General features: G+C 66.1%; 18 protein-coding genes. 6 read left to right on the top strand and 12 right to left on the bottom strand.

All coding sequences use genetic code 11. The features are described 5' to 3' along the window. The first annotated feature begins 47 nt into the window (after positions 1 to 47). On the top strand, positions 48 to 1265 hold the full coding sequence (locus tag GJG85_RS33125; RefSeq protein WP_089490389.1) for an acyl-CoA dehydrogenase family protein: 1218 nt from the start codon (positions 48 to 50) through the stop codon (positions 1263 to 1265). Between the two features lie 30 nt (positions 1266 to 1295). Here the strand turns inward: GJG85_RS33125 and GJG85_RS33120 are convergent, their stop codons facing one another. From GJG85_RS33120 to GJG85_RS33105, 4 genes are all read right to left on the bottom strand, one after another. Further along, on the bottom strand, positions 1296 to 2483 hold the full coding sequence (locus GJG85_RS33120; RefSeq protein WP_204384524.1) for an LLM class flavin-dependent oxidoreductase: 1188 nt from the start codon (positions 2481 to 2483) through the stop codon (positions 1296 to 1298). A 97-nt stretch (positions 2484 to 2580) separates the two neighbouring features. Further along, a complete protein-coding gene (locus GJG85_RS33115; RefSeq protein WP_050017836.1) occupies positions 2581 to 3105 on the bottom strand; it encodes a cytochrome c in 525 nt (174 codons plus the stop codon). After that, positions 3098 to 4354 carry a sulfite dehydrogenase gene (gene soxC, locus GJG85_RS33110; RefSeq protein ID WP_204384523.1) on the bottom strand — a complete coding sequence of 419 codons (1257 nt, stop codon included), beginning with the start codon at positions 4352 to 4354 and terminating at the stop codon, positions 3098 to 3100. Before soxC ends, GJG85_RS33115 begins: the two co-directional genes overlap by 8 nt. Positions 4355 to 4495: 141 nt before the next feature. Next, a complete protein-coding gene (locus GJG85_RS33105; protein WP_050017837.1) occupies positions 4496 to 5680 on the bottom strand; it encodes a porin in 1185 nt (394 codons plus the stop codon). A gap of 491 nt (positions 5681 to 6171) precedes the next feature. On the opposite strand from GJG85_RS33105, the gene GJG85_RS33100 reads away from it, so the two are divergent. Both GJG85_RS33100 and GJG85_RS33095 read left to right on the top strand, forming a co-directional pair. Then, positions 6172 to 6516 carry a DUF3088 domain-containing protein gene (locus GJG85_RS33100; RefSeq protein ID WP_050017838.1) on the top strand — a complete coding sequence of 115 codons (345 nt, stop codon included), beginning with the start codon at positions 6172 to 6174 and terminating at the stop codon, positions 6514 to 6516. A 52-nt stretch (positions 6517 to 6568) separates the two neighbouring features. After that, entirely contained in the window at positions 6569 to 7561 is a 993-nt protein-coding gene (locus GJG85_RS33095) for an ABC transporter substrate-binding protein (protein ID WP_050017839.1), read from the top strand. A 162-nt stretch (positions 7562 to 7723) separates the two neighbouring features. Here the strand turns inward: GJG85_RS33095 and GJG85_RS33090 are convergent, their stop codons facing one another. Further along, the gene (locus tag GJG85_RS33090) at positions 7724 to 9421 is read right to left on the bottom strand and encodes a M4 family metallopeptidase (protein WP_050017840.1); all 1698 of its coding nucleotides are present in this window, start codon (positions 9419 to 9421) and stop codon (positions 7724 to 7726) included. Positions 9422 to 10150: 729 nt separating this feature from the next. On the opposite strand from GJG85_RS33090, the gene tkt reads away from it, so the two are divergent. Both tkt and GJG85_RS33080 read left to right on the top strand, forming a co-directional pair. Beyond that, positions 10151 to 12196 carry a transketolase gene (gene tkt, locus GJG85_RS33085; protein WP_050016958.1) on the top strand — a complete coding sequence of 682 codons (2046 nt, stop codon included), beginning with the start codon at positions 10151 to 10153 and terminating at the stop codon, positions 12194 to 12196. Positions 12197 to 12328: 132 nt separating this feature from the next. After that, on the top strand, positions 12329 to 12643 hold the full coding sequence (locus GJG85_RS33080) for a hypothetical protein (protein ID WP_027806289.1): 315 nt from the start codon (positions 12329 to 12331) through the stop codon (positions 12641 to 12643). 191 nt (positions 12644 to 12834) lie between these two features. Here the strand turns inward: GJG85_RS33080 and GJG85_RS33075 are convergent, their stop codons facing one another. Next, the gene (locus GJG85_RS33075; protein ID WP_235356282.1) at positions 12835 to 13206 is read right to left on the bottom strand and encodes a helix-turn-helix domain-containing protein; all 372 of its coding nucleotides are present in this window, start codon (positions 13204 to 13206) and stop codon (positions 12835 to 12837) included. Between the two features lie 104 nt (positions 13207 to 13310). Between GJG85_RS33075 and GJG85_RS33070 the strand changes: the two genes are divergently transcribed. After that, positions 13311 to 14165 (top strand): SDR family oxidoreductase, encoded by an 855-nt coding sequence (locus GJG85_RS33070; RefSeq protein WP_050016974.1) that lies wholly within the window; start codon positions 13311 to 13313, stop codon positions 14163 to 14165. Between the two features lie 128 nt (positions 14166 to 14293). On the opposite strand, the gene GJG85_RS33065 is transcribed toward GJG85_RS33070, so the two are convergent. The 6 genes from GJG85_RS33065 to GJG85_RS33040 form a co-directional block, all read right to left on the bottom strand. Next, entirely contained in the window at positions 14294 to 15190 is an 897-nt protein-coding gene (locus GJG85_RS33065) for an amidohydrolase family protein (RefSeq protein WP_050016953.1), read from the bottom strand. A gap of 88 nt (positions 15191 to 15278) precedes the next feature. Further along, on the bottom strand, positions 15279 to 15593 hold the full coding sequence (gene rhaM, locus GJG85_RS33060) for an L-rhamnose mutarotase (protein WP_050016972.1): 315 nt from the start codon (positions 15591 to 15593) through the stop codon (positions 15279 to 15281). Positions 15594 to 15610: 17 nt separating this feature from the next. After that, positions 15611 to 16399, bottom strand: a complete 789-nt coding sequence (locus tag GJG85_RS33055) for an SDR family NAD(P)-dependent oxidoreductase (protein ID WP_050016952.1) — start codon at positions 16397 to 16399, stop codon at positions 15611 to 15613. Positions 16400 to 16416: 17 nt separating this feature from the next. Next, positions 16417 to 17595, bottom strand: a complete 1179-nt coding sequence (gene rhmD / locus GJG85_RS33050; RefSeq protein ID WP_050016950.1) for an L-rhamnonate dehydratase — start codon at positions 17593 to 17595, stop codon at positions 16417 to 16419. A 104-nt stretch (positions 17596 to 17699) separates the two neighbouring features. After that, entirely contained in the window at positions 17700 to 18635 is a 936-nt protein-coding gene (locus GJG85_RS33045; RefSeq protein WP_089490392.1) for a dihydrodipicolinate synthase family protein, read from the bottom strand. Positions 18636 to 18713: 78 nt separating this feature from the next. Then, positions 18714 to 19598 (bottom strand): glycosyltransferase family 2 protein, encoded by an 885-nt coding sequence (locus GJG85_RS33040; protein WP_050016946.1) that lies wholly within the window; start codon positions 19596 to 19598, stop codon positions 18714 to 18716. Positions 19599 to 19705 lie beyond the last annotated feature (107 nt).

Below are 19705 nucleotides of genomic sequence, written 5' to 3'. Positions count from 1 at the left end.
CGCGCTGCCGCGACACGCCCCGATCTCCCCGAACAAGGACCTGCCGAATGACTGCCCGTGATGCCGTCGATCCGCGCGACGCATTGCGCGACGCGCTTGCCGCGCTGCCCGATCTCGCGACCGCGATCGGCCAGGACGCCGCGCAACGCGAGGCGCGTCGCGAACTGCCGTTCGAAGGCTTCGCGATCTTCCGGCGCTCGACGCTGGGTGCGCTGCGGATTCCGGTCGCACGCGGCGGCCTCGGCGGCACGCTGGTCGACCTGTTCGAGTCGATCGCGACGCTCGCGGCCGCCGATTCGAATCTCGCGCACGCGCTGCGCATCCACTACGACCAGACCGAGACGCTGCGGCTGTCGCCGCGCACGGCGTTCAACGACGTGCAACTCGAGCGCGTGCTCAGCGGCGCGATCTTCGGCGGCGCGTCGACCGAGCGCGGTACGTCGCGCCCGGGCGAGAACACGACCGTGCTGCGCCGCGACGGCGACCACTACCGCGTGACGGGCCGCAAATACTATTCGACGGGCACCGCGTTTGCCGATTTTGCGCGCATCAACGTGGAGAACGAGCAGGGCGACGCGCTCGCGGTGATCATTCCCGTCGCGCGCGATGGCCTGCAGGTGCTCGACGACTGGGACGGGATGGGCCAGCGCATGACCGCGAGCGGCAGCCTGTTGCTGAACGACGTGCAGGTGTTCGCGGACGAAGTGGCCCCGCGGGACGGGTCGACGCTCGTCGGCCGTCATTGCGGCGCGCTGCGGCAGCTTCATCTCGTCGCGACGGGCGCCGGCATCGTGCGCAACGTGGTGGCCGATGCACGCCGCTACGTGCTCGAGCACGGCCGGCCCGCGCTGCACAGCCCCGCGCCGACCGCGCGCGACGATCATTTTGTTCAGCAGATCGTCGGCGAGCTGTCCGCGCATAGTCACGCGATCGACGCGCTCGTACGAGAAAACGCACGCGCGCTCGACCGCTCCGCCGACGCGATCGAAGCAGGCGCGGCCGACGCGGATGCGCTCGTGCTCGACAGTGCGCTCGCGACCGCGCGCACGCAATTGATCGTCAGCAAGCTCGCGCTGCATGCGGCCGAGCGGCTGTTCGAAGTGGGCGGCGCATCGGCGACGGCGCGCGAGCACAACTTCGATCGCCACTGGCGCAACCTGCGCACGATCTTCAGCCACAACCCGTTGCTGCACAAGGCGCGCGTGATCGGCGACTACGTATTGAACGGCGTGACGACGCACCTGACCGAAGGGCGCGTGTTCTGACGACGGCCGGCGACTGCTGCTGCGCCGTCGTCAACGCCGCAAGCCGGCTTCGCGCAGCAGCGGCAGCACGCGCTCGCCGAAGAAGTCGAGATCGGGCTTGAAGTCGTAGAAACTCAACTGGATACCGTCGATACCCGCGCGGTGCAGCCGTACGATGGTATCGGCGACTTCTTCCGGCGAGCCGGTGATCGAGATGTTGCCGCCGATCGCGCGCGCGGCGGCTTGCGCCCGCTGCTCGAACCCACCGCGCCACGCATGCGCGTCGCTGTCGAAGCGGTGGAAGCTGCCTTCGTCCGCATGCGCGACGATCGCGTCGCGGTACGCGCGCGCTTCGGCCGCGGTTTCGCGGCAGATCACGAGCGGATTGAGCAGCGTGCGGATCGTGCGGCCGCGCGCGGCGGCGGCCGCCTTCACGCGTGCGGTATGCGCGGGCAGCGCGTCGATCGCGCGTTCGGCGTCGGGGCCGGCCGGGCTCGTGACGAACACGATGTCCGAATAGCGTGCGGCGAACGCGATGCCCGCATCGGAACCCGTCGCGTTGATCAGCAGCGGGCGCCCGTAGCGCGGCTTCGGCGTCACGAATGCGCCGCCCAGTCGCCAGCTCGACAGTTCGGGCGTGTAGCTGAAATTATCCGGTTGCGCCCACAACTGCTGGACCGCGTCGAGGAATTCCGCGGCCATCTCGTAGCGCCGGTCGTGTTCGATCCGGTTCCAGCCGAACATCTCGTGTTCGATCGCGCGGTGGCCGGTCACCACGTTGATGCCCCAGCGCCCGCGCGAGATGTGGTCGAGCGTCGCGGTGAACTTCGCGAAATGCAGCGGATGCCACGGCCCGTAGAGCACGTGGCTCGTCGCGACGAGGATGATCCGCTCGGTGCGCGCGGTCAGCGCGGCCAGCGTCATGAACGAGTCGAGCGCGTGGCCGTCGAACACGCCGCCGTAGCCGCCTTTCGGCAGCCACTGCGACAGCGCGAACACGAGATCGAAGCCGAGCGCTTCGGCGCGGGCCACGAGATCGGCGTTGTAGTCGAACGTCCAGTCGGTCGAGCGCGGCAGCGTCGACGCGCTCCAGCCGCCGGCCTGGATCGGCAGGAACAGCCCGAGCATCAGCGGCTGCGCGAGCGTGCGCGACACGGGGCTGTCGGGGAAATCCGCCGGCGAACGAACGTCGACGAACGGCGACGGCGCGAGCGGGGCGGTGACGGAGGAATCGCTCATCACGGGGTCCTTGCTGAAAGGGGCGACGCACTGCGCGCGGGTGGGCTGCTTGATGCGGCTGATGCGGCTGATGCGGCGGCAAGCGAAGCGACGCGCGTCATAGCTGGCCCGGCCGCGGGTCCGACACGAAGCCGTCGCGGTTCGGCATCTGTACGCGCGGCAGCGTACGTGCGTCGAGCCGGGCGTCGCCGGGCACGATGCCGTTCAGGTGGAGGACGTACGCGGTGACCGCATAGACGTCGTCCGTGCTCAGCGATTGCGGCGCGTTGTACGGCATCGCCCGGCGAATGTAGTCGAACAGCGTCGTCGCGTACGGCCAGTAGCTGCCGACCGTCTTCTTGGGTTTCGCGCTCGCGAGCGAGCCGCTGCCGCCGACGAGCGGATCGCCGACGCCGCCTTCGCCGCCGGCGCCGTGACACATCGCGCATTTGTCGGCGAACACGTGGCCGCCGCGTGCGACCGTGCCCGCGCCGGGCGGCAAGCCGCTGCCGTCCGGCGCGACGTCGATGTCCCACGCGGCGAGCGCCCCGCGATCGATCGGCTGGCCCAGGCCGAAGCCCCCGCCGAACGCGCTCGTCGTCATTGCGCAGGTTGCCAGCAGGCAAGCGAGCGGCTTACGCATTGCGCACCTCGCCGTCCGTGCCGACGCGCCAGTTCTGGATGCCGTTGTAGTGGTACTGCGAGTTCAGGCCGCGCGCGGCGACGAGCGCGTCACGGGTCGGTTGCACGTAGCCGGTCTCGTCGGTCGCGCGGCTTTGCAGGTCGGCCGGCTCGCCGCGCCACACCCAGTCGGCCTCGAAGCGCGTCAATGCGCGGTCGCGTACGTCGCCGGCGAGCCGGGCGGGCCGCCACGTGCGGCCGCCGTCGGTCGATACGTCGACGGCGCGAATCCGGCCGCGGCCCGACCACGCGTAGCCGCTGATCGGGTAATAGCCTTGCGCGGCGAGCCGATGGCCGGCCGACGGCCGCGTGATGACCGACTTCGCGTCCATCTCGAACACGAACTGGCGCGCGCAGCCGTCGGGCAGCAGATTCGTGTATTTCGACGTTTCCTCGCGCGTCATCTCCGGCGCCCGCACCAGCTTCAGCCGTCGCAGCCACTTGATGTTCGTGTTGCCTTCGAAACCCGGCACGATCAGCCGCACCGGGTAGCCGTTCTCCGGGCGCAGCCGTTCGCCGTTCTGCGCATAGACGACCAGCGCGCGCTCGAGAATCCGGTCGAGCGGCAGGCTGCGCGTCATCGCCGCGCCGTCCGCGCCTTCGGCGAGCAGCCAGCGTGCGTCGGCATCGATGCCCGTCTCGTCGAGCAGCGTCGACAGCCGGACGCCGGTCCATTCGCAGCACGACAGCAACCCGTGCGTGAACTGAACCGGCAGCCCGCTCGGGCCGTTCCATTCGCTGCCCGTGTTGCCCGAGCATTCGAGGAAGTGGATCCGCGATTCGGACGGAAAACGCAGCAGGTCGTCGATCGTGAAGACGCGCGGCGCGCGCACGAGGCCGTGCACGACGACGCGATGGCGCTGCGCATCGATGTCCGGCACGCCCGCGTGATGACGCTCGTAGACGAGCCCGTTCGGCGTGATGTCGCCGAACAGGTCGGCGAGCGGCGTCATCGACGAGCCGGAGCCGGGTAGCGCAGGCGCGCGGGCGCTGCGGCGAATCACGTCGCGTTCATGCTCCCCTGGCAGGCCGTACGGCGGCGACAGCAGCGGCGCACCGGGCGTGCGCGTCCACGGCGGCACGTCGAGCGGCTGGCTTGCGAGCGCGCCGCCGGCGGGCAGCATCGCGGCAGCCCAACCGCCGGCGAGCTGGCGCAGCGCCGCGCGCCGGCCGCTGCGCGACGCACGGGGAGAAAAACGGGAATCGGTCATGGTCGAACGCGTGTTGCGCGCGGGAATCGCGCGCGGGGAAACGATCATTCTCGGCAACCGGGCGCGGCGCGGCAAACAACGATTCCCGCTTTGCTTATCGCGCCTGTCGTGCTTGTTGCGCCGCGCCCGATGCGCGTGCCGTCAGAACTTCACGCGCAGCCCGCTGACGAACGCGAGCTGGCGGTTCGTCGACGACGCGCTGCCGATGTTCGAGATCGCCGCGATCTTGCGATAGCCGCCCGACGTCGAGGTGCTCGCATCGCCGGCCGCGAGCTGGTAGATGCCCGACACGTAGATATCGGTGCGCTTCGACAACGCATAGTCGAACCCGAGCGTGAACTGGTGCCAGCGCGGCTTCAGCGTCTGGCCGCTCGTGCCCGGCAGGCCGCTCGCGCGCCCGTCGGTGAACGTATAGACCCCGATCAGCGTGGCCGCAGGCGTGAGCTGGTAGCGCGCGTTCACGTCGTAGTTGTTGAACTTGCGCGACGAACCGTCGAGATAATTGAGCTGCGTGTGGCTCCACGCGAAGCCGAGCGTCGCACGGCCGAGCACGTAGTTCGCGCCTGCCGCGCCGATCTGCTGCTTCAGTACGCCGCCATTCAGCCCGTAGAAGAACGCGCCGCTGTAGTCGTTGCCGGTGGTCGAGGTCGCTCCGCCCACCGCGCCGCTCGTATTCGACGCCGCATTCGGGTGATTGAACCGCACATAGCCGCCGCCGATCGACAGCGCGCCGTTCACGTAGTTCGCCGATGCGCCCCACGCGTTGTTGTTCGAGAATCCGGTGCCTGCGCCGCCATTGGCCTGGTTGCTGAACGCATAGAGCAGGTCGGCCGTGAAGCCGGCGATCGCGTCGCTGCGGAACTTCACCGCGTTGTTCAGCCGGAAGCTCTGGTTCAGGTTGTCGTTGTCGCCCACGTGCGTGGCCGGCGACCAGAAACCCGCGCCCGAGTACGGCGCGACGAGATCGGTGATCGGCTCGTACTGACGACCGAACGTCAACGTGCCGAGCCCTTTCTTGCCGAGGCCCACGTACGCGGACCGGCCGAACAGCCGGCCGCCCTGGCCGAGCCCGCCGTCGCTCGGCCGGAACCCGCTTTCCAGCGTGAAGACCGCCTGCAGGCCGCCGCCGAGATCCTCCGCGCCTTTCAGGCCCCAGCGGCTGCCGCTCAGCTTTCCGCTCGTCTGCTGGACGTTGCTCGCGCCGCCCTGGTTGTTCGTATACGCGATGCCGGCGTCGACGACCCCGTACAACGTCACCGAACTCTGCGCATGCGCGCCGACCGAACCGATCGAAACCAAACCCAGCACTACCGTTTTTTTGATCATGACCAACCTCTGTTTTTTGTCAGTACGTTTGCGAGGATCACGATGCTATTGACGACGGACGCGCCGATGAACGGCCGATCCGTGGTTTGTAAATCGCTGCGCGGCCGATTTGTAATGTTCATTGCCGCGGGCCCGGCAGGTGTGCCGCGATTGCGTCCGGCACGCCTGCTGCGGCGAACGCATCGTGCGGACCGCGAACGTCGGCCGCCGGAAACCCGTGGACGCGGTCATATCGATCGATGAAATCGTTCGATATCCGTAGTGCTCGTCGTTCGCATGACGATGCGTCTATGCAACGGCCCACTGGGCGAAGACGGGCCGATGCGCTATGCGCGTTCGCATATCGATTCCGCAAAACGTTGGTAGGGCCGGGCGAGGTACGACGGTAGAGTCTGGCATCCGGCCGCTGGCCGGCATGCGTCGGGAACGGCAGCGCGCACGGATACGCGCGCTTACCGATGGGACGCCCAACGAGAAAGGAGCCATTCGACATGAGTCGCGATGTACTGTTTCTGCTGGAACCGGGCTTTGCCGATCCGAAGCATCCGGGCCAGCGCTTCGTCTGTCCGCATGGACTGCCGATCGAAGGGCTGCTCGCGAGCGCGCCCGATCGCGCCGCGCGTATCGACGTGAAGCGCGTCGGCTTCGAGCGGCCGCGGCCCGCGGTGATCGACGCGCTCGACGATGCGCACCAGGGCCTGCCGGTGCTCGTGCTGGGCCGCGACCAGCCCGCGCCGGACGACGCGCAGACGCTCGGCGACGTGCGCTTCGTCACCGATGCGCGCCGCATCCTCGAACTGCTGGCCGAGCGCCACGGCTTTCCGGCGCTGCATTGACGCGGCGGTTTCGCTTTCCATCCGGTTCCATCCGATCGAACAGGAGCATCCGATGTCGTCAATGTCGGCGGTACGTCGCCGCCTGCTGCTTGCCGGCGCCGCAGTCGCGGCGCACCCATTGGCCGCGTTCGCCACGCCGGCCGCCGATGCCGATCTGGCCGGAACGACGTTGCGCGTCGCGACCTACAAGGGCGGCTGGCGCGCGCTGCTGCAGGCGGCCGGGCTCGACAACACGCCGTATCGGATCGACTGGCGCGAACTGAACAACGGCGTGCTGCATATCGAGGCGCTCAACGCGGATGCGCTCGATATCGGTTCGGGTAGCGAAATTCCCGCCGTGTTCGCCGCGCGGCAGAAAGCCAATGTGAAGTTCATCTCGCGCGTGCGCGAAGACCTGAACAACCAGGTCACGCTCGCGCGCAAGGACACGCCGATCCGCAGCATCGCGGACCTGAAGGGCAAGCGTGTCGGCTACGTGCGCGCGACGACGTCGCACTATTTCCTGTATCGACAGCTGGCGGAAGCCGGCCTGAGCTTCGACGACATCCAGCCGATCAACCTGTCGCCGACCGACGGGTTGTCCGCGTACGATCGCGGCGACATCGACGCATGGGCGATCTACGGCTACAACGGCCAGCTTGCGCGCAACCGCTACGGCGCCCGCGTACTGAAGACGGGGAAGGGCTATCTGTCGGGCAATTTTCCGGTGTATGCGAATCCGCGCACGCTCGACGATGTGCGTCGCCGCGCGGCGACCGGCGATTTGCTGCTGCGGTTCCGACGTGCGTATGCGTGGGCGAACGGGCATTTCCGCGACTATGCGCTCGCGCAGAATCACGAGACGCGTGTGCCGGTTGTGGATCTCGTCTCGATGTTCGATCAGCGCAGCGAAGACTACGCGCTGCTGCCGGTGACGCCCGACGTGATCGCGCAGCATCAGCAGGTCGCGGACGTGTTTGCGCGCATCGGCGTGCTGGACGGGCCGGCGCGTGTCGCGCCGTTGTGGGATACGTCGTTCAATCCGGTGGCGGCGGCGGGGGGCTGACCGCAAGAACACACCGTCCACCGATCGCCTGCACATGCAGGCGATCGGTCGGCACTTCCCGTCATTCACCCCGGCGCCGCGTGATCACGACCGAATCGCTTTCCTCCGAAGCGAAGTACCGTCACGCGACCTCTGGCGTTCGACGTATCCACACAAGCGCCGTCAATTCACCCCGACAGCACTCCACGCGCGCGCGACCGTCGCGCTTTCCGCCGAGTTCGCGCCATACAGGTCGTTGGCCGCCTGGATCGACGCACGCCGCGCGTTCGGGTAGTTCGAGTTGGCGTTCAGGTACACGGTGAGCGTCCGGTACCAGATCTTGCCGGCCTTGTCGCGACCCAGCCCGCTGAACGTCGTGTCGCCGTTGCAGACCAGTTGCGCTCTCGACAGGCCGGTGTCGGTCGACGGCACCGACGGCCCTTCCGACAGCAGGTAGAAGAAGCGGTTGCCGACTCCCGACGTGAAATGCGGATCGTGGCGCGGATTCGACCACGAGAAGCCGCCGGACGGGTAGCAGCTGAACGACCGGCCGTCGAGATCCTGCTTGTACATCTTGCGCAGGCCGCCGCTCACCACGCGCGCGCCGATCACGTAGTTGCCGGGATCGTTCGGGTTGTTCGCGTAGAACTTCACGAGCGTGCCGAAAATGTCGGAAGTCGCCTCGTTCAGGCCGCCCGCGTCACCCGAATAGTTCAGGTTGGCGGTGGCCTCGGTCACGCCGTGACTCATCTCGTGCCCGGCGACGTCGACCGACACCACGGGCTTCGGCAGGCGCGTGCCCGGCTCGCCGTCTCCGTACGCCATCACGCGCGACGACAGCCATGCCGCGTTCGCGCCGGTCGTGCCGCTGCCGGTATTGAACACCACGTGCGCGTAGCTTCTCACGCCGCGACCGTCGTTGAAGATGCCGTTGCGATTGTGCGTGGTCTTGTAGTAGTCCCAAGTCAACGCGAGCCCGTAGTCGATGTCTGCCGCGACGGTCTGCCGATCGGTGGTCGTGTTGTTGCCCCACACGTTCGTGCTGCTCGTGAAGATCGGCAGGTCGGTCGCTTGCTCGACCTCGTCCGAGCTCAGGCCGCGACCATCGTAGACCGAGCCGCCGCCGCGGCCCGGATCGAGCATCCGGTATGCGTTCGTGCCGGTCTGGTCCGTCGTGAGCGTCAGGTTGCCGTAGTACAGCGAGCGGCCGGTGCCGGTCGCGGCGGCGGTCTTGATCAGGTCCTGTGCGTCGAGCACGGCGCCGGTGCGGGCGTCGACGTAGTACAGCACGGCGTCGCCGTGCGTGTCGGTCGACTTGCCGTAGACGCGTACCGCATAGGCCAGCGTCGGCGTGACGTCGCGGGCGAACACGACGAGTTCCGGCTCGTCGACGCGGCGCACGTCCGAGTTGAAGCGCGCGGCCGCGATGTGTCTGGCCCGCGTCGCACCGACGTCGGGTGCGTTGCGTACCACGGCGCGGTTCCCGACCTTGCCGATCGTGCCGGCGAGGTTGATCGGTGCGAGCTGCGTTACGCTGGCTTGCTTCAACTGCCCGTTGCTCGAGTGGACGACCACGTCGCCACCTATCACGGGCAGGCCCGCGTGGAAGCGATCGAAACGCACGTGCTCGGTGCCGTCGGGATCGACGATCACGTCCCGCACCTGGAACTGGTCGCCGTCGGTTGGGGCGCCTGCTTGTGGCCCCGCGAACTTCAACGTGCGTGCCGTGCCGCTGGCCGCCACGCTGAAGGCGGTCGGGTTCTGCTGGATCAGTTGCAGCGCCTTGTCGACCGCGGCCGGCTGGTCGCCGGCCTGGGCAAAAGCGCTGAGACTCGCGACGGTAATCGCGGTGATGGGCAGCAGTCGAGACAGTTTCTTCATGTAATTCCCCAGGTTATGAGTGGGTTTGTTCGAGGAATGCATCAAGTGATGACTTTTAAACAAGACATGTCGCGAACAGCAGGGGGATGCTAGGAGGTGATTTTTATAATTACAAGATATTTTCTATTGGATTAATTTTTCATGTCGTTGCTGTCAATCAAGTCGAAATTTGGTGAGAAATTTGAAATGATCGTGTTGATGGTGGTAACGGGGGCGATGCATCGACGGCGTGTGGCTGGGACGCTTTGGGGTTTTCTCGTCGTGGCGGGTGTGTAAGGAGGACGCGCGATGAGAAGTCGAGTCAAGTGGATGGTTGGGATTTTCGTTATTGAATATTGATTTCGATTGTTGCCGATTCGCGTGCCGTCAAATTAATTTTCAATGCTTTTTGTATCTTCTGTTTGTGACGTGAAGTCATCACATGTCCAATGGGCGTCGGGCGAGCGATGCTCGCATGACAACGAGTGGGAGGTGATTCGTGAAGTATCTTGCTGATCGCTTCCGGTGATGTTCGAGCCTTTGGCCGACCGCAGGCTACAGACCGCGCACGGTATCTATACCGATCTTAGTTGACATAATGCGTATTATCAATTCAAAAGGGTCGAATCCCAGAACGTGTAGCAAGGCCACACCAAATATCAAGCGCATTCCGGCGTAACCTCGCCGCCGTCGAGAAGGCATGCACCTTGCCCCGTAGCCTCATCTTTCCGAGCTAAACCAGGAGAACCGATGAGCGATCCCACTGCACATTCCCGGACGGCTGCAAAAGCGGTGCCGCCCCCACGAGACCCCCATCTTCGCGCACTGGCGAACTGTATTCGCTTCCTCGCCATGGATGCAGTGCAGAAAGCGAACAGCGGACATCCTGGTGCGCCAATGGGGTTGGCTGACGTTGCGACGGTCCTGTTCAACGAGTTCATGAAATTTGACGCGTCGGATCCCCACTGGATCGATCGAGACCGGTTGGTACTGTCCAACGGACACGCGTCGATGCTCCTCTACAGCCTCCTCTATCTGACGGGCTATGCCGACATGACCCTCGACGAGCTCAAGCGGTTCCGGCAAGTCGGCAGCAAGACGCCGGGCCATCCGGAGTACTCGCACGCCGACGGAATCGAACTGACGACCGGCCCCCTCGGACAAGGCATCGCGGAATCCGTCGGCATGGCGTTGGCCGAGCGCGTCATGAATGCGCACTTCGGCGATGATCTCGTCGATCACTACACGTACGTATTTCTCGGCGACGGTTGCCTGATGGAAGGCATTAGCCACGAGGCCATTTCCTTGGCCGGCCACCTCCGGCTGGGCAGATTGATTGCATTCTGGGACAACAATTCGATTTCCATCGACGGCGCGACCAAGCTCGCGGTTTCGGACAACGAGATCGAGCGCTTTCAGTCGGCTGGATGGCGAGTCCTGGAAATCGACGGTCACGACACGAATGCGATACGGCGCGCTATCGAGACCGCTCGGACAACGCATGACCGACCGACGTTGATCGCATGCAGGACGATCATCGGGTTCGGCTTTCCGACCAAGGCCGGGACCGAGAAAGCCCATAGCGATGCCCCGGGCGAGGATGAAATCGCGGGCGCACGCCAGGCCCTCGATTGGCATTCGCCGCCGTTTGAAATCCCGGATGACCTGCTGAAAGCATGGCGGGAGATCGGCGCGCGCGGCCGCAAGACGAGACTCGCGTGGGACGAGCGTGTCCGCCGGGCGCCGCAGGCGCTGCGCACCGAATTCGACCGGCGCAATGCGGGAAAGCTTCCGGATGACTGGAAGGCGGCGATCGCGGCGGCACGGCAGGCATTTATTGCCAGTGGCCGTGCAATGGCTACCCGAAAGGCCAGCGGTGAAGTGCTTGATCATCTCTTCGACGCGATTCCGGAATTGCTGGGCGGCTCGGCGGATCTTACGCAGTCCAACAATACGAAGACGAAGAACCAAATCGCGATCGAGCCTGGCCGGTTCAAGGGTTCATACCTCCACTACGGCGTCCGCGAACACGGCATGGCCGCCGCGATGAACGGCATTGCCCTTCATGGCGGCCTCATTCCGTACGGCGGCACCTTCCTTTGCTTTTCGGACTACTGTCGCCCGGCGATCCGGTTAAGCGCGATGATGCGGGTGCGATCCATCTTCGTGATGACGCACGATTCCATCGGTCTCGGAGAAGATGGGCCGACTCATCAACCCGTCGAGCACCTCGCCGCTCTTCGCGCCATTCCGCAACTCGCCGTCTATCGGCCGGCCGATCCAGTCGAAACGGCGGAGTGCTGGGAACTGATTCTCGAACAGCCGCGCAGAGCTGCACTCCTCGCATTGTCACGCCAGCCGGTCCCGCTCCTGCGCAACGAGCCTGGAAACGAAAACAAGTCGGCGCGGGGCGCCTATATTTTGCGGGAGGCCGATGGCGGGCCGCGCCAACTCACGCTGATCGCGACAGGCTCGGAGGTCGACCTCGCCGTCCAGGCACGCGACATCCTGCAACAGGAAGGCGTGCCGACGGCCGTCGTATCGATGCCGTGCCGCCTGCTCTTCGAGGAGCAGCCGCGCGATTACCGGCGGGCCGTGCTGGGCGTTTCTCCCGCGAGGGTCGCGGTCGAGGCGGCGGTCGAACTGGGCTGGGAACGGTACATCGGACCGGAAGGCCGGTTCGTCGGCATGCACAGCTTCGGCGAGTCCGGGAAAATCAAGGACGTGTACGACAAGTTTGGCATCACGGTAGATGCGGTGGTTCGCGCGGCGCATCAGGTGTTATCCGAAGTGTGACATTGCTGCAATCCGCCTCGGATGCGATGACCTTGCAGGGCTCGTGGATGTGCTTTGAGAAGTGGGCGGCCTCGATTTTCGGTGGATTCGCGCGTAGCGTTAGAATAGCGCCCCTTCTCATGGGAGACGACAATGTCCTGGTTCGTTTATGAAGTGCCCGAATACCACGAAGACGCCGCGCGCATCGAACCCTTCAGCGAGCTGCGTAGCCGTGTGCTGAAAGCCGGCGGCCCGGCCATGGCAGACGACCTGGAAAGCGTTCGCGAAAACGCCGCGGCGACGGCGGACACGCCGGAGCGCCCGCTGCGTACCCCGGAAAATCCGCAGGTCTTTCCGATTCCTTACGCCGACTCGATGATCCTGGTCGGGTTCATCTTCGATCTGAAGCGCGAATTCCGCCAACTGGTCGTGTCGCCCGTGGAAATGCCCTGGCTGAAAGACGCGTAAAGCGTTGCGCCGGCGGGGTGTCGTACCCGGTGATCTGTTTCGGCATCCGCGCTTTCATCACGAGCCGGCCCACCGCTGGATCCGCGACGCGATGAGCGAACTCATCACAGGGCCGATGCATCACCAGCCTTTGCCGAATACGAAGCGCCGGCGTTCGACGGCGGCGCGATAGCCCGCGCGGTCGCTAATCGCTAGCGCGCCCGGTCACGCAGCAGCAGGCGCGACCCGACCTCCACGATCGACGTAATCGCCGGCAGCAGTTCCTGGCCGAGCGACGTCAGCTCGTACTCCACGGACGGCGGCGACGTCGGCAACACGCTGCGCCGGATCACGCCCCGCTCCTCCAGATCACGCAGCCTGCCGGTCAGCACCTTCGCGGTGATGGTCGGGTTGTCGCGCCGCAACTCCGAAAACCGACGCGGGCCATTGCTCAGGCACCAGATCAGTTCGGGCGTCCACAGACCGCCGATCAACGCCATGCATTTCGACATCGGGCAGCCGGGAAGCGGCTCCACCTTCTTTCGCATTCTCAAACCCATCGTCGCACCGGGAATGGTTTCCATTTGGTTACTTGAAAATGATGGTAACCGATGGATAGGTGGTTTCCAATGGAAACCTTCATCCCTACACTTGGAGCCTCACCTATCGATACACGGAGAGCATGAACATGTATGCAATAACGGGAGCATCCGGGCAGCTCGGGCGCCTTGTGATCGACGCATTGCTTGAAACCGTGCCGGCCAACCGGATTATCGCGGCGGTCAGGAATCCGGCGAAGGCGCGCGACCTTGAAGCGCGCGGCGTGGTGGTGCGCGAGGCCGACTACAAGCGGCCTGAAACGCTCGCCACCGCGTTCCTCGGTGTCGACAAACTCCTGCTGATCTCGTCGACCGAAGTCGCCGGCCGCCTGCCATTGCACCGCGCGGTGATCGACGCGGCCCGGCGGGTTGAAGTCTCGTTGCTCGCCTATACGAGCATGCTGCACGCCGACACGTCGCCCGTCCGACTCGCGATCGAGCATCGGCAGACGGAAGAAGTCATCGCGGCCTCCGGCCTCCCCACCGTCCTCCTGCGCAATGGCTGGTACACCGAGAACCATTTGATGGCCCTTCCCGCTGCGCTCGAGCATGGCGCGTTCATCGGGGCCGCGAAGGACGGGCGCTTCTCTGCCGCCGCGCGGAAGGACTATGCGGCGGCCGCGGCCGCGGTATTGACGACGGACGGCCACGCAGGAAAAACCTATGAACTGGCGGCAGACGATGCGTACACGCTGGCGCAGCTAGCCGCGGAGGTTTCGCGGCAGTCCGGCAAGACCGTCGTCTACAACGATCTCGCCGAGGACGCTTATGCCGACGTGCTGACGAGCGCCGGGTTGCCGCCCGAGTTTGCCAGCGTCCTCGCGGATGCCGACGTGGCCGCGTCGCGCGGTGCGCTGTTCGACGACGGCGGCGTCCTCGCGCGACTGATCGGTCGGCCCACGACGCCGTTGGCGAGCGTCGTCGCGACTGCGTTGCGCGATTAGGGCGAACAAGCCCCGATGAAGCATCAGCCAGCGCCGCTGCAGCGTGCGGGTTCGGCTGATGCTGCCGGGGCGCGCGCCCGGCACGTGCTTCGGTGACAACGCTCGCCACCCGATGGCGGGCAAGTGGCTCACAACCGGTAAGTTCGCAGCGCATTGTGGACGAACAGCGCCTCGCGCTCATCGTCGCGGGCGCCCGCGACGATCGCCGCATAAGCGTGCCAGAGCGCCTGATAGCCGGCATGGAGCCGATCGACCGGGAAGTTCGACGCGAACATGCAGCGCGCCGCGCCGAACGCGTCGATCGCCTCCAGCACGTACGGGCGGAAACTTTCGACCGTCCAGCGATGGTCGAACATCGCGAGCCCGGACAGCTTCATCGTCACGTTCGCCCGCCGCGCGAGCCCGCGCAATCCGTCGCGCCACTCGCGCCAGCCGTGCACGCTGGTCCGGTCGACGAACATGCCCGTGTGATTGACGATCACGGACGTGTCGGGATGCGCATCGAGGACGGCGAGCGCGGCGCCGACCTGGGCCGGGTACAACTGCAGGTCGAACGACAAACCGAACTCGCTCAGCATCCCGAAGTTCTCTCGCCAGCGCGGTTCGGCCAGATAGTCCACGTCGACGTAGTTGTACCAGGGGTCCGGATGCCGGTTCAACACCTGCCGGATACCGCGCACGTTCGGATGCGCCGCCGCGCCGGCGAGCCGGATGCGTGCGTCCGGCGCGAACAGGTCGACGCCCGCGACGATGCCGTCCGGCATCCCGCCGCTCGCCGGCGCATCGGCCAGCGCCTGCAGCCAGTCGACTTCGCTCGGCGTCGTCCACACATCGTGGATCGCCTCGACATGCACGACCTTCAGCACGTCGATATCCGCGCCGGCGTCCGCGCGCAGGTCCGCGGGCAGGTAGCGGCGCGGCAAGTCCGCCACCGCGCCCGAGAACGCCGGCTGAGCGCGATCGAGCCAGCTGTAGCTCAACGCGTCGGCGTCCCAGAAATGGACATGGGGATCGACAACCTGCATGTGGGCTCCGTGAGTTCATGCGACACGATGATCCGCTGCAATGGTTCGGCACACGCCGAGCGCTGCCGATCCGTTGAACGGGCCGGCGTCATTCCAGATGGAACATCGGCTCCAGCGATTTCTCGACCGGACGTCCGTCCGGCCCGGTCGCCATCAGGTCGGCCATGTACGCCCACCAGCGACGCATCACGTCCTTTTCGGCGAGTTGCGCGATCCGGTGATCGGCCGGCCGTTTGAGCACGGCGAACAGGTGATGGGTGTCGTCGTCGAGAAAGATCCAGTAGTCCGAGATGCCCGCTGCACGAAGCGCGTCGGCGAGTTCCGGCCAGATCGCATCGTGCCGGCGCCGGTATTCGTCCCGCTTGCCGGGGTGCAGGCGCATCCTGAAGGCGATCGTTTCCATGCCCATGCCTCGCGGTTTCATTGCAGGTTCACGTACATGCCGCCGTCGACGAGCAGCGCGGCGCCGTTCACGTAGCGCGCCATGTCGGACGCGAGAAACACGACGCAGTCGGCGACGTCGTCCGGCTCGCCGAGGCGGCCGAGCGGAATCCGGCGCTCGAAGTACTCGGTCTTGCCGGGCGCGGCGAGATCGTCGTCGTTGATTTCGGTGCGGATCGTGCCCGGCAGCACCGAATTGCAGCGAATCCGATGCGGCGCGAGCGCGACCGCGCACGACTGCATCAGCGCATGGACGCCGGCCTTGGTCGGCGTGTAGTGCGTCTGCATGCCGCCGCCGACCAGCGCGCTGATCGAGCTGGTCGCGACGATCGCGCCGCCGTGCCCTTGCGCGGCCATTTGCCGGGCGACGGCCTGGGTCATGTAGAACGCACCGTGCAGGTTCACTTCCATCGTCCGTTGCAGCAGCTCGGGCGGCAAGTCCAGGAAGCCGTGGAACGGGCAAATTCCGGCATTGCTCGCCAGTACGTCGATCCGGCCGAATCGTTCGACCGCGGCCGCGACGAGCGCGCGGGCCGTGTCCGGCTGCGCGACGTCGCCCGGCACGGCCAGCGCGTCGCGCCCCGTCGCGCGGATCGCGTCGACGAGCGCGTCGATCTCGTGATCGGCCTGCGTGGGCAGCAGCGGGTTCGTCCAGTAGTTGACGACGACGTCGGCGCCATGCCGCGCACACGCCAGCGCGATCGCGCGGCCGATCCCGCGCGATCCGCCCGTCACGACGACGATCCTGTCTTCAAGCAATTTCGTCATTGCGCCCCTCCGTACGCTCAGTGTTCATACGGGCGCTGCATGCGCACGTCCGGATTCAGGCGCACGCCGAAACCGGGCGTGTCGGGCACCTTCATCCGCCCGCCGACCGGCACCGGCTCGTCGAGCAGCAGCGGATCGAACATCGGCACGACACGATCGGCCTGCGGCGCCATCATCAGGAATTCGGCGAACGGGCTGTTGTGCCGCGTCGCGACGAAGTGATAGCTGTAGACCGACGAGCCGTGCGGAATCACCAGCACGCCACGCGCATCGGCGAGCGCCGAGATCCGCATCAACTCGGTGAGCCCGCCGCACCAGCCTACGTCCGGCTGAATGATGTCGCAGCACTCCATCTCCAGCAGCATGCGAAAGCCCCAGCGGGTCGCCTCGTGCTCGCCGGTCGTGACGAGCATGCCGCGCGGCACGTCGCGGCGCAGCTTCGCATAGCCCCAATAGTCGTCGGGCGGCAGGCATTCCTCGATCCATTTCAGGCCGAGCGCATGCGCTTCGTGCGCGAGCCGCGTCGCATACGGCACGTCGAGACTCATCCAGCAGTCGAGCATCAGCCAGAAATCGGCGCCGACGCGCGAACGCATCTCGGCGAGCGCATCGAGATTGCGACGCAGGCCGACCTCGCCCTCGGCCGGGCCGTGATGCAACGGCAGCTTGCCGCCGATGAAACCCATCTCCTTCGCGAGATCGGGTCGCGCACCGGTCGCGTAGAACTCCAGCTCGTCGCGCACCTTGCCGCCGAGCAACTGGTGCACGGGCTCCCGCCTGACCTTCGCGAGCAGGTCCCACAGCGCGAGATCGACGCCGGAAATCGCATTGAGCACGACACCCTTGCGCCCGTAATACAGCGTTGCATGGAACATCTGATCCCACATCTTCTCGATGTCGGTCACGCACTGCCCTTCGATGAAACGCGCGAGATGCCGCTCGACGATGAACGCGCCGATCTCGCCGCCGGTCGTCACCGCAAAGCCGACCGTTCCATCGCTGGCCTCGACTTCGATCACGAGCGTGCCGAGCACGTTGATGCCGAACGACTGGCGGCTCTGCCGGTATTCGGGGTAGCGCGACATCGGCGTCGCAATGTGGTCGTCGATCCAGTGACCGGCATCCTGATCGTGGTAATCGGCACCGCCACCACGCACCGTCAGCGCGCGGACCGCGCGTATCGTCGGCATGCTCATTCTTCGGGTTCCTTGGTTGGGTCATCGAGTGCGGAAGCCGCCCGTACGCGTCGGGCGCACGGATGGCGGCGGAATTCGCAACGTCATGCTGCCAGGCGGTCGCGTCAGCGTGCCCAGCGCAGCACCAGCGCGTCGAGCCGTCGCGCAATTTCGATCAGGCCCGCGCGCGTCGCCGGATGCAGCGGCGCCAGCGGACGGCGCGGCGCGTCCGATGCGATCACGCCGCCCTCCTTCATCAGCGCCTTCGCCGCCAGCAGGCCGGCCTGACGGTTCTCGTAATTGATCAACGGTAGCCATTGCTCGTACTGGGCGACCGCCTCGTCGCGCTGCCCGGCGAGATACGCGGCGAGAATCGGCCGCAGCCCGTCCGGATAGCCGCCGCCGAGGATGCTGCCGGTCGCGCCCGCATCGAGATCGGCAAGCAGCGTGATCGCCTCCTCGCCGTCGAACGGCCCTTCGATCGCGTCGCCGCCAAGCGCGATCAGTTCGCGCAGCTTCGACGCCGACTGCGGCACCTCGATCTTGAAATAGCGCAGATTCGGAATCGTGTGCGCGAGGCGCGCCAGAAACGCGGCCGATACCTGCGTGCCGCTCATCGGCGCGTCCTGGTACATGATCGGGATCTCGATCGCGTCGGAAAGCGCCGCATAGAACTGCTCGATCGCGGCCTCGCCGCAACGAATCGTCGCGCCGTGGTACGGCGGCATCACCATCACCATCGCCGCACCGGCCTCCTGCGCGGCGCGGCTGCGCGCCGCGCAGATCGTCGGATTGAAATGCGTGGTCGTCACGATCACCGGCACGCGTCCCGCCACGTGTTCGAGGATCGCCGCGATGAGCCGCTCGCGCTCGTCGTCGGTCAACGAAAACTGTTCCGAGTAGTTCGCGAGGATGCACAGGCCGTCCGCTCCCGCGTCGATGATGAAGTCGACACAGCGCTTCTGGCCCGGCATATCGATCTCGCCCGACTCGGTGAAGATCGTCGGCGCGACGGAAAACGCGCCCGTATAGCGGCGGTGAATCGGCGTAGACAAGCTCATCTGAAACCCTCTCTTATAATCAGTGATCCGAATTGTATGGTGCGTTTGTCGTGCGCCCATACCGCGATAAATCACGCGTCATACACGCCCGTACCGCCCTCGCAACCCGTCCGTCACGCCGCAATAGATCGCCTTCAGCTTCAGGCGCTTGTTGCGCGCATGCAGCAGCACGAACGCGACGTGCTTGAGCGTGATGAGATTGATCAGCAGCATCGCCGGATAGCGCCGCCAGTAGTCGCGCGCGACGAGGATACAGTTGCGCGCCGCATAGTAGTGGCGCAGCGCGCTCTGATCGAATATCTCGACGCGCGGCCAGTGCTGCTGCGCGGACGGGCTGCCGAGTTCATGGGGCAGCGACACGTCGGCGTTGACGCGCACCGGCACGCCGTGCGCCTGCGCGCGCATGCAGTATTCCGCGTCGACGTGGTCGATGAAGAAGTCCTCGCGGAAGCGGCCGAGCGCGCGATACGCGTCGAGCGAGATTGCGGTGCCCGACGAGATGATGACCGAGCACGACAGCAGGCCGTGCGCGCCGCCGTGGATCGGCGTGATCTGCGCGGACCAGCGGCGCACCGTGAACAACGGCAGGTCGCGCTGGAAATTGCGGTTGAAGATCCGCGGGCCGACCAGGAAGCGGCTGTCGCCCACCCGCGCGCAGCCGGCCAGCATGCGATCGAAATAGTCGTCCGGAACGTGCGAATCCTGATCGAAGATGAAGAAGACGTCGCAGCCGCGGCCGATCAGGAATTCGACGCCGGCGTTGAACGCACCGGCGATGCCGCCGCGATTGTGATTCGCGATCACGTCGACGCCGCCTGCGGCGAGCCGTGCGTACAGCGCACGATCGGCGACGGGCGAATTGTCGACCGCGACGACGACGGGGCTTTTCGCGGGCAAGGTCAGCAAATGCTCGATCTGCGCCGCGGAGGGTTTATACAGCGTGACCAACGTACCGTGTGTCATGACGGCACCTCGTGACGATCAAGTAGCGATGCGCCGCGCCGGTCGATCCGGGCGGCCCGTCCTCCTTTGCACGACTGCTTGTCTCGTCGACCAGCCTGCCCTGCCCG

It is taken from the genome of Burkholderia sp. MS389, from assembly GCF_016899425.1.
Lineage (GTDB): Bacteria > Pseudomonadota > Gammaproteobacteria > Burkholderiales > Burkholderiaceae > Burkholderia > Burkholderia sola.
This window is presented reverse-complemented; position numbering and strand designations above follow the sequence as displayed.

Bases quoted from the DNA above. Each gene is read 5' to 3' on its own strand.
- GJG85_RS33105 (WP_050017837.1), bottom strand. From the start codon at position 5,680: ATGATCAAAAAAACGGTAGTGCTGGGTTTGGTTTCGATCGGTTCGGTC.
- tkt (WP_050016958.1), top strand. From the start codon at position 10,151: ATGAGCGATCCCACTGCACATTCCCGGACGGCTGCAAAAGCGGTGCCG.
- GJG85_RS33055 (WP_050016952.1), bottom strand. From the start codon at position 16,399: ATGACGAAATTGCTTGAAGACAGGATCGTCGTCGTGACGGGCGGATCG.
- GJG85_RS33070 (WP_050016974.1), top strand. From the start codon at position 13,311: ATGTATGCAATAACGGGAGCATCCGGGCAGCTCGGGCGCCTTGTGATC.
- GJG85_RS33100 (WP_050017838.1), top strand. From the start codon at position 6,172: ATGAGTCGCGATGTACTGTTTCTGCTGGAACCGGGCTTTGCCGATCCG.
- rhmD (WP_050016950.1), bottom strand. From the start codon at position 17,595: ATGAGCATGCCGACGATACGCGCGGTCCGCGCGCTGACGGTGCGTGGT.
- GJG85_RS33065 (WP_050016953.1), bottom strand. From the start codon at position 15,190: ATGCAGGTTGTCGATCCCCATGTCCATTTCTGGGACGCCGACGCGTTG.
- GJG85_RS33125 (WP_089490389.1), top strand. From the start codon at position 48: ATGACTGCCCGTGATGCCGTCGATCCGCGCGACGCATTGCGCGACGCG.
- rhaM (WP_050016972.1), bottom strand. From the start codon at position 15,593: ATGGAAACGATCGCCTTCAGGATGCGCCTGCACCCCGGCAAGCGGGAC.
- GJG85_RS33095 (WP_050017839.1), top strand. From the start codon at position 6,569: ATGTCGTCAATGTCGGCGGTACGTCGCCGCCTGCTGCTTGCCGGCGCC.
- GJG85_RS33045 (WP_089490392.1), bottom strand. From the start codon at position 18,635: ATGAGCTTGTCTACGCCGATTCACCGCCGCTATACGGGCGCGTTTTCC.
- GJG85_RS33090 (WP_050017840.1), bottom strand. From the start codon at position 9,421: ATGAAGAAACTGTCTCGACTGCTGCCCATCACCGCGATTACCGTCGCG.
- GJG85_RS33075 (WP_235356282.1), bottom strand. From the start codon at position 13,206: ATGGAAACCATTCCCGGTGCGACGATGGGTTTGAGAATGCGAAAGAAG.
- GJG85_RS33115 (WP_050017836.1), bottom strand. From the start codon at position 3,105: ATGCGTAAGCCGCTCGCTTGCCTGCTGGCAACCTGCGCAATGACGACG.
- soxC (WP_204384523.1), bottom strand. From the start codon at position 4,354: ATGACCGATTCCCGTTTTTCTCCCCGTGCGTCGCGCAGCGGCCGGCGC.
- GJG85_RS33040 (WP_050016946.1), bottom strand. From the start codon at position 19,598: ATGACACACGGTACGTTGGTCACGCTGTATAAACCCTCCGCGGCGCAG.
- GJG85_RS33120 (WP_204384524.1), bottom strand. From the start codon at position 2,483: ATGAGCGATTCCTCCGTCACCGCCCCGCTCGCGCCGTCGCCGTTCGTC.
- GJG85_RS33080 (WP_027806289.1), top strand. From the start codon at position 12,329: ATGTCCTGGTTCGTTTATGAAGTGCCCGAATACCACGAAGACGCCGCG.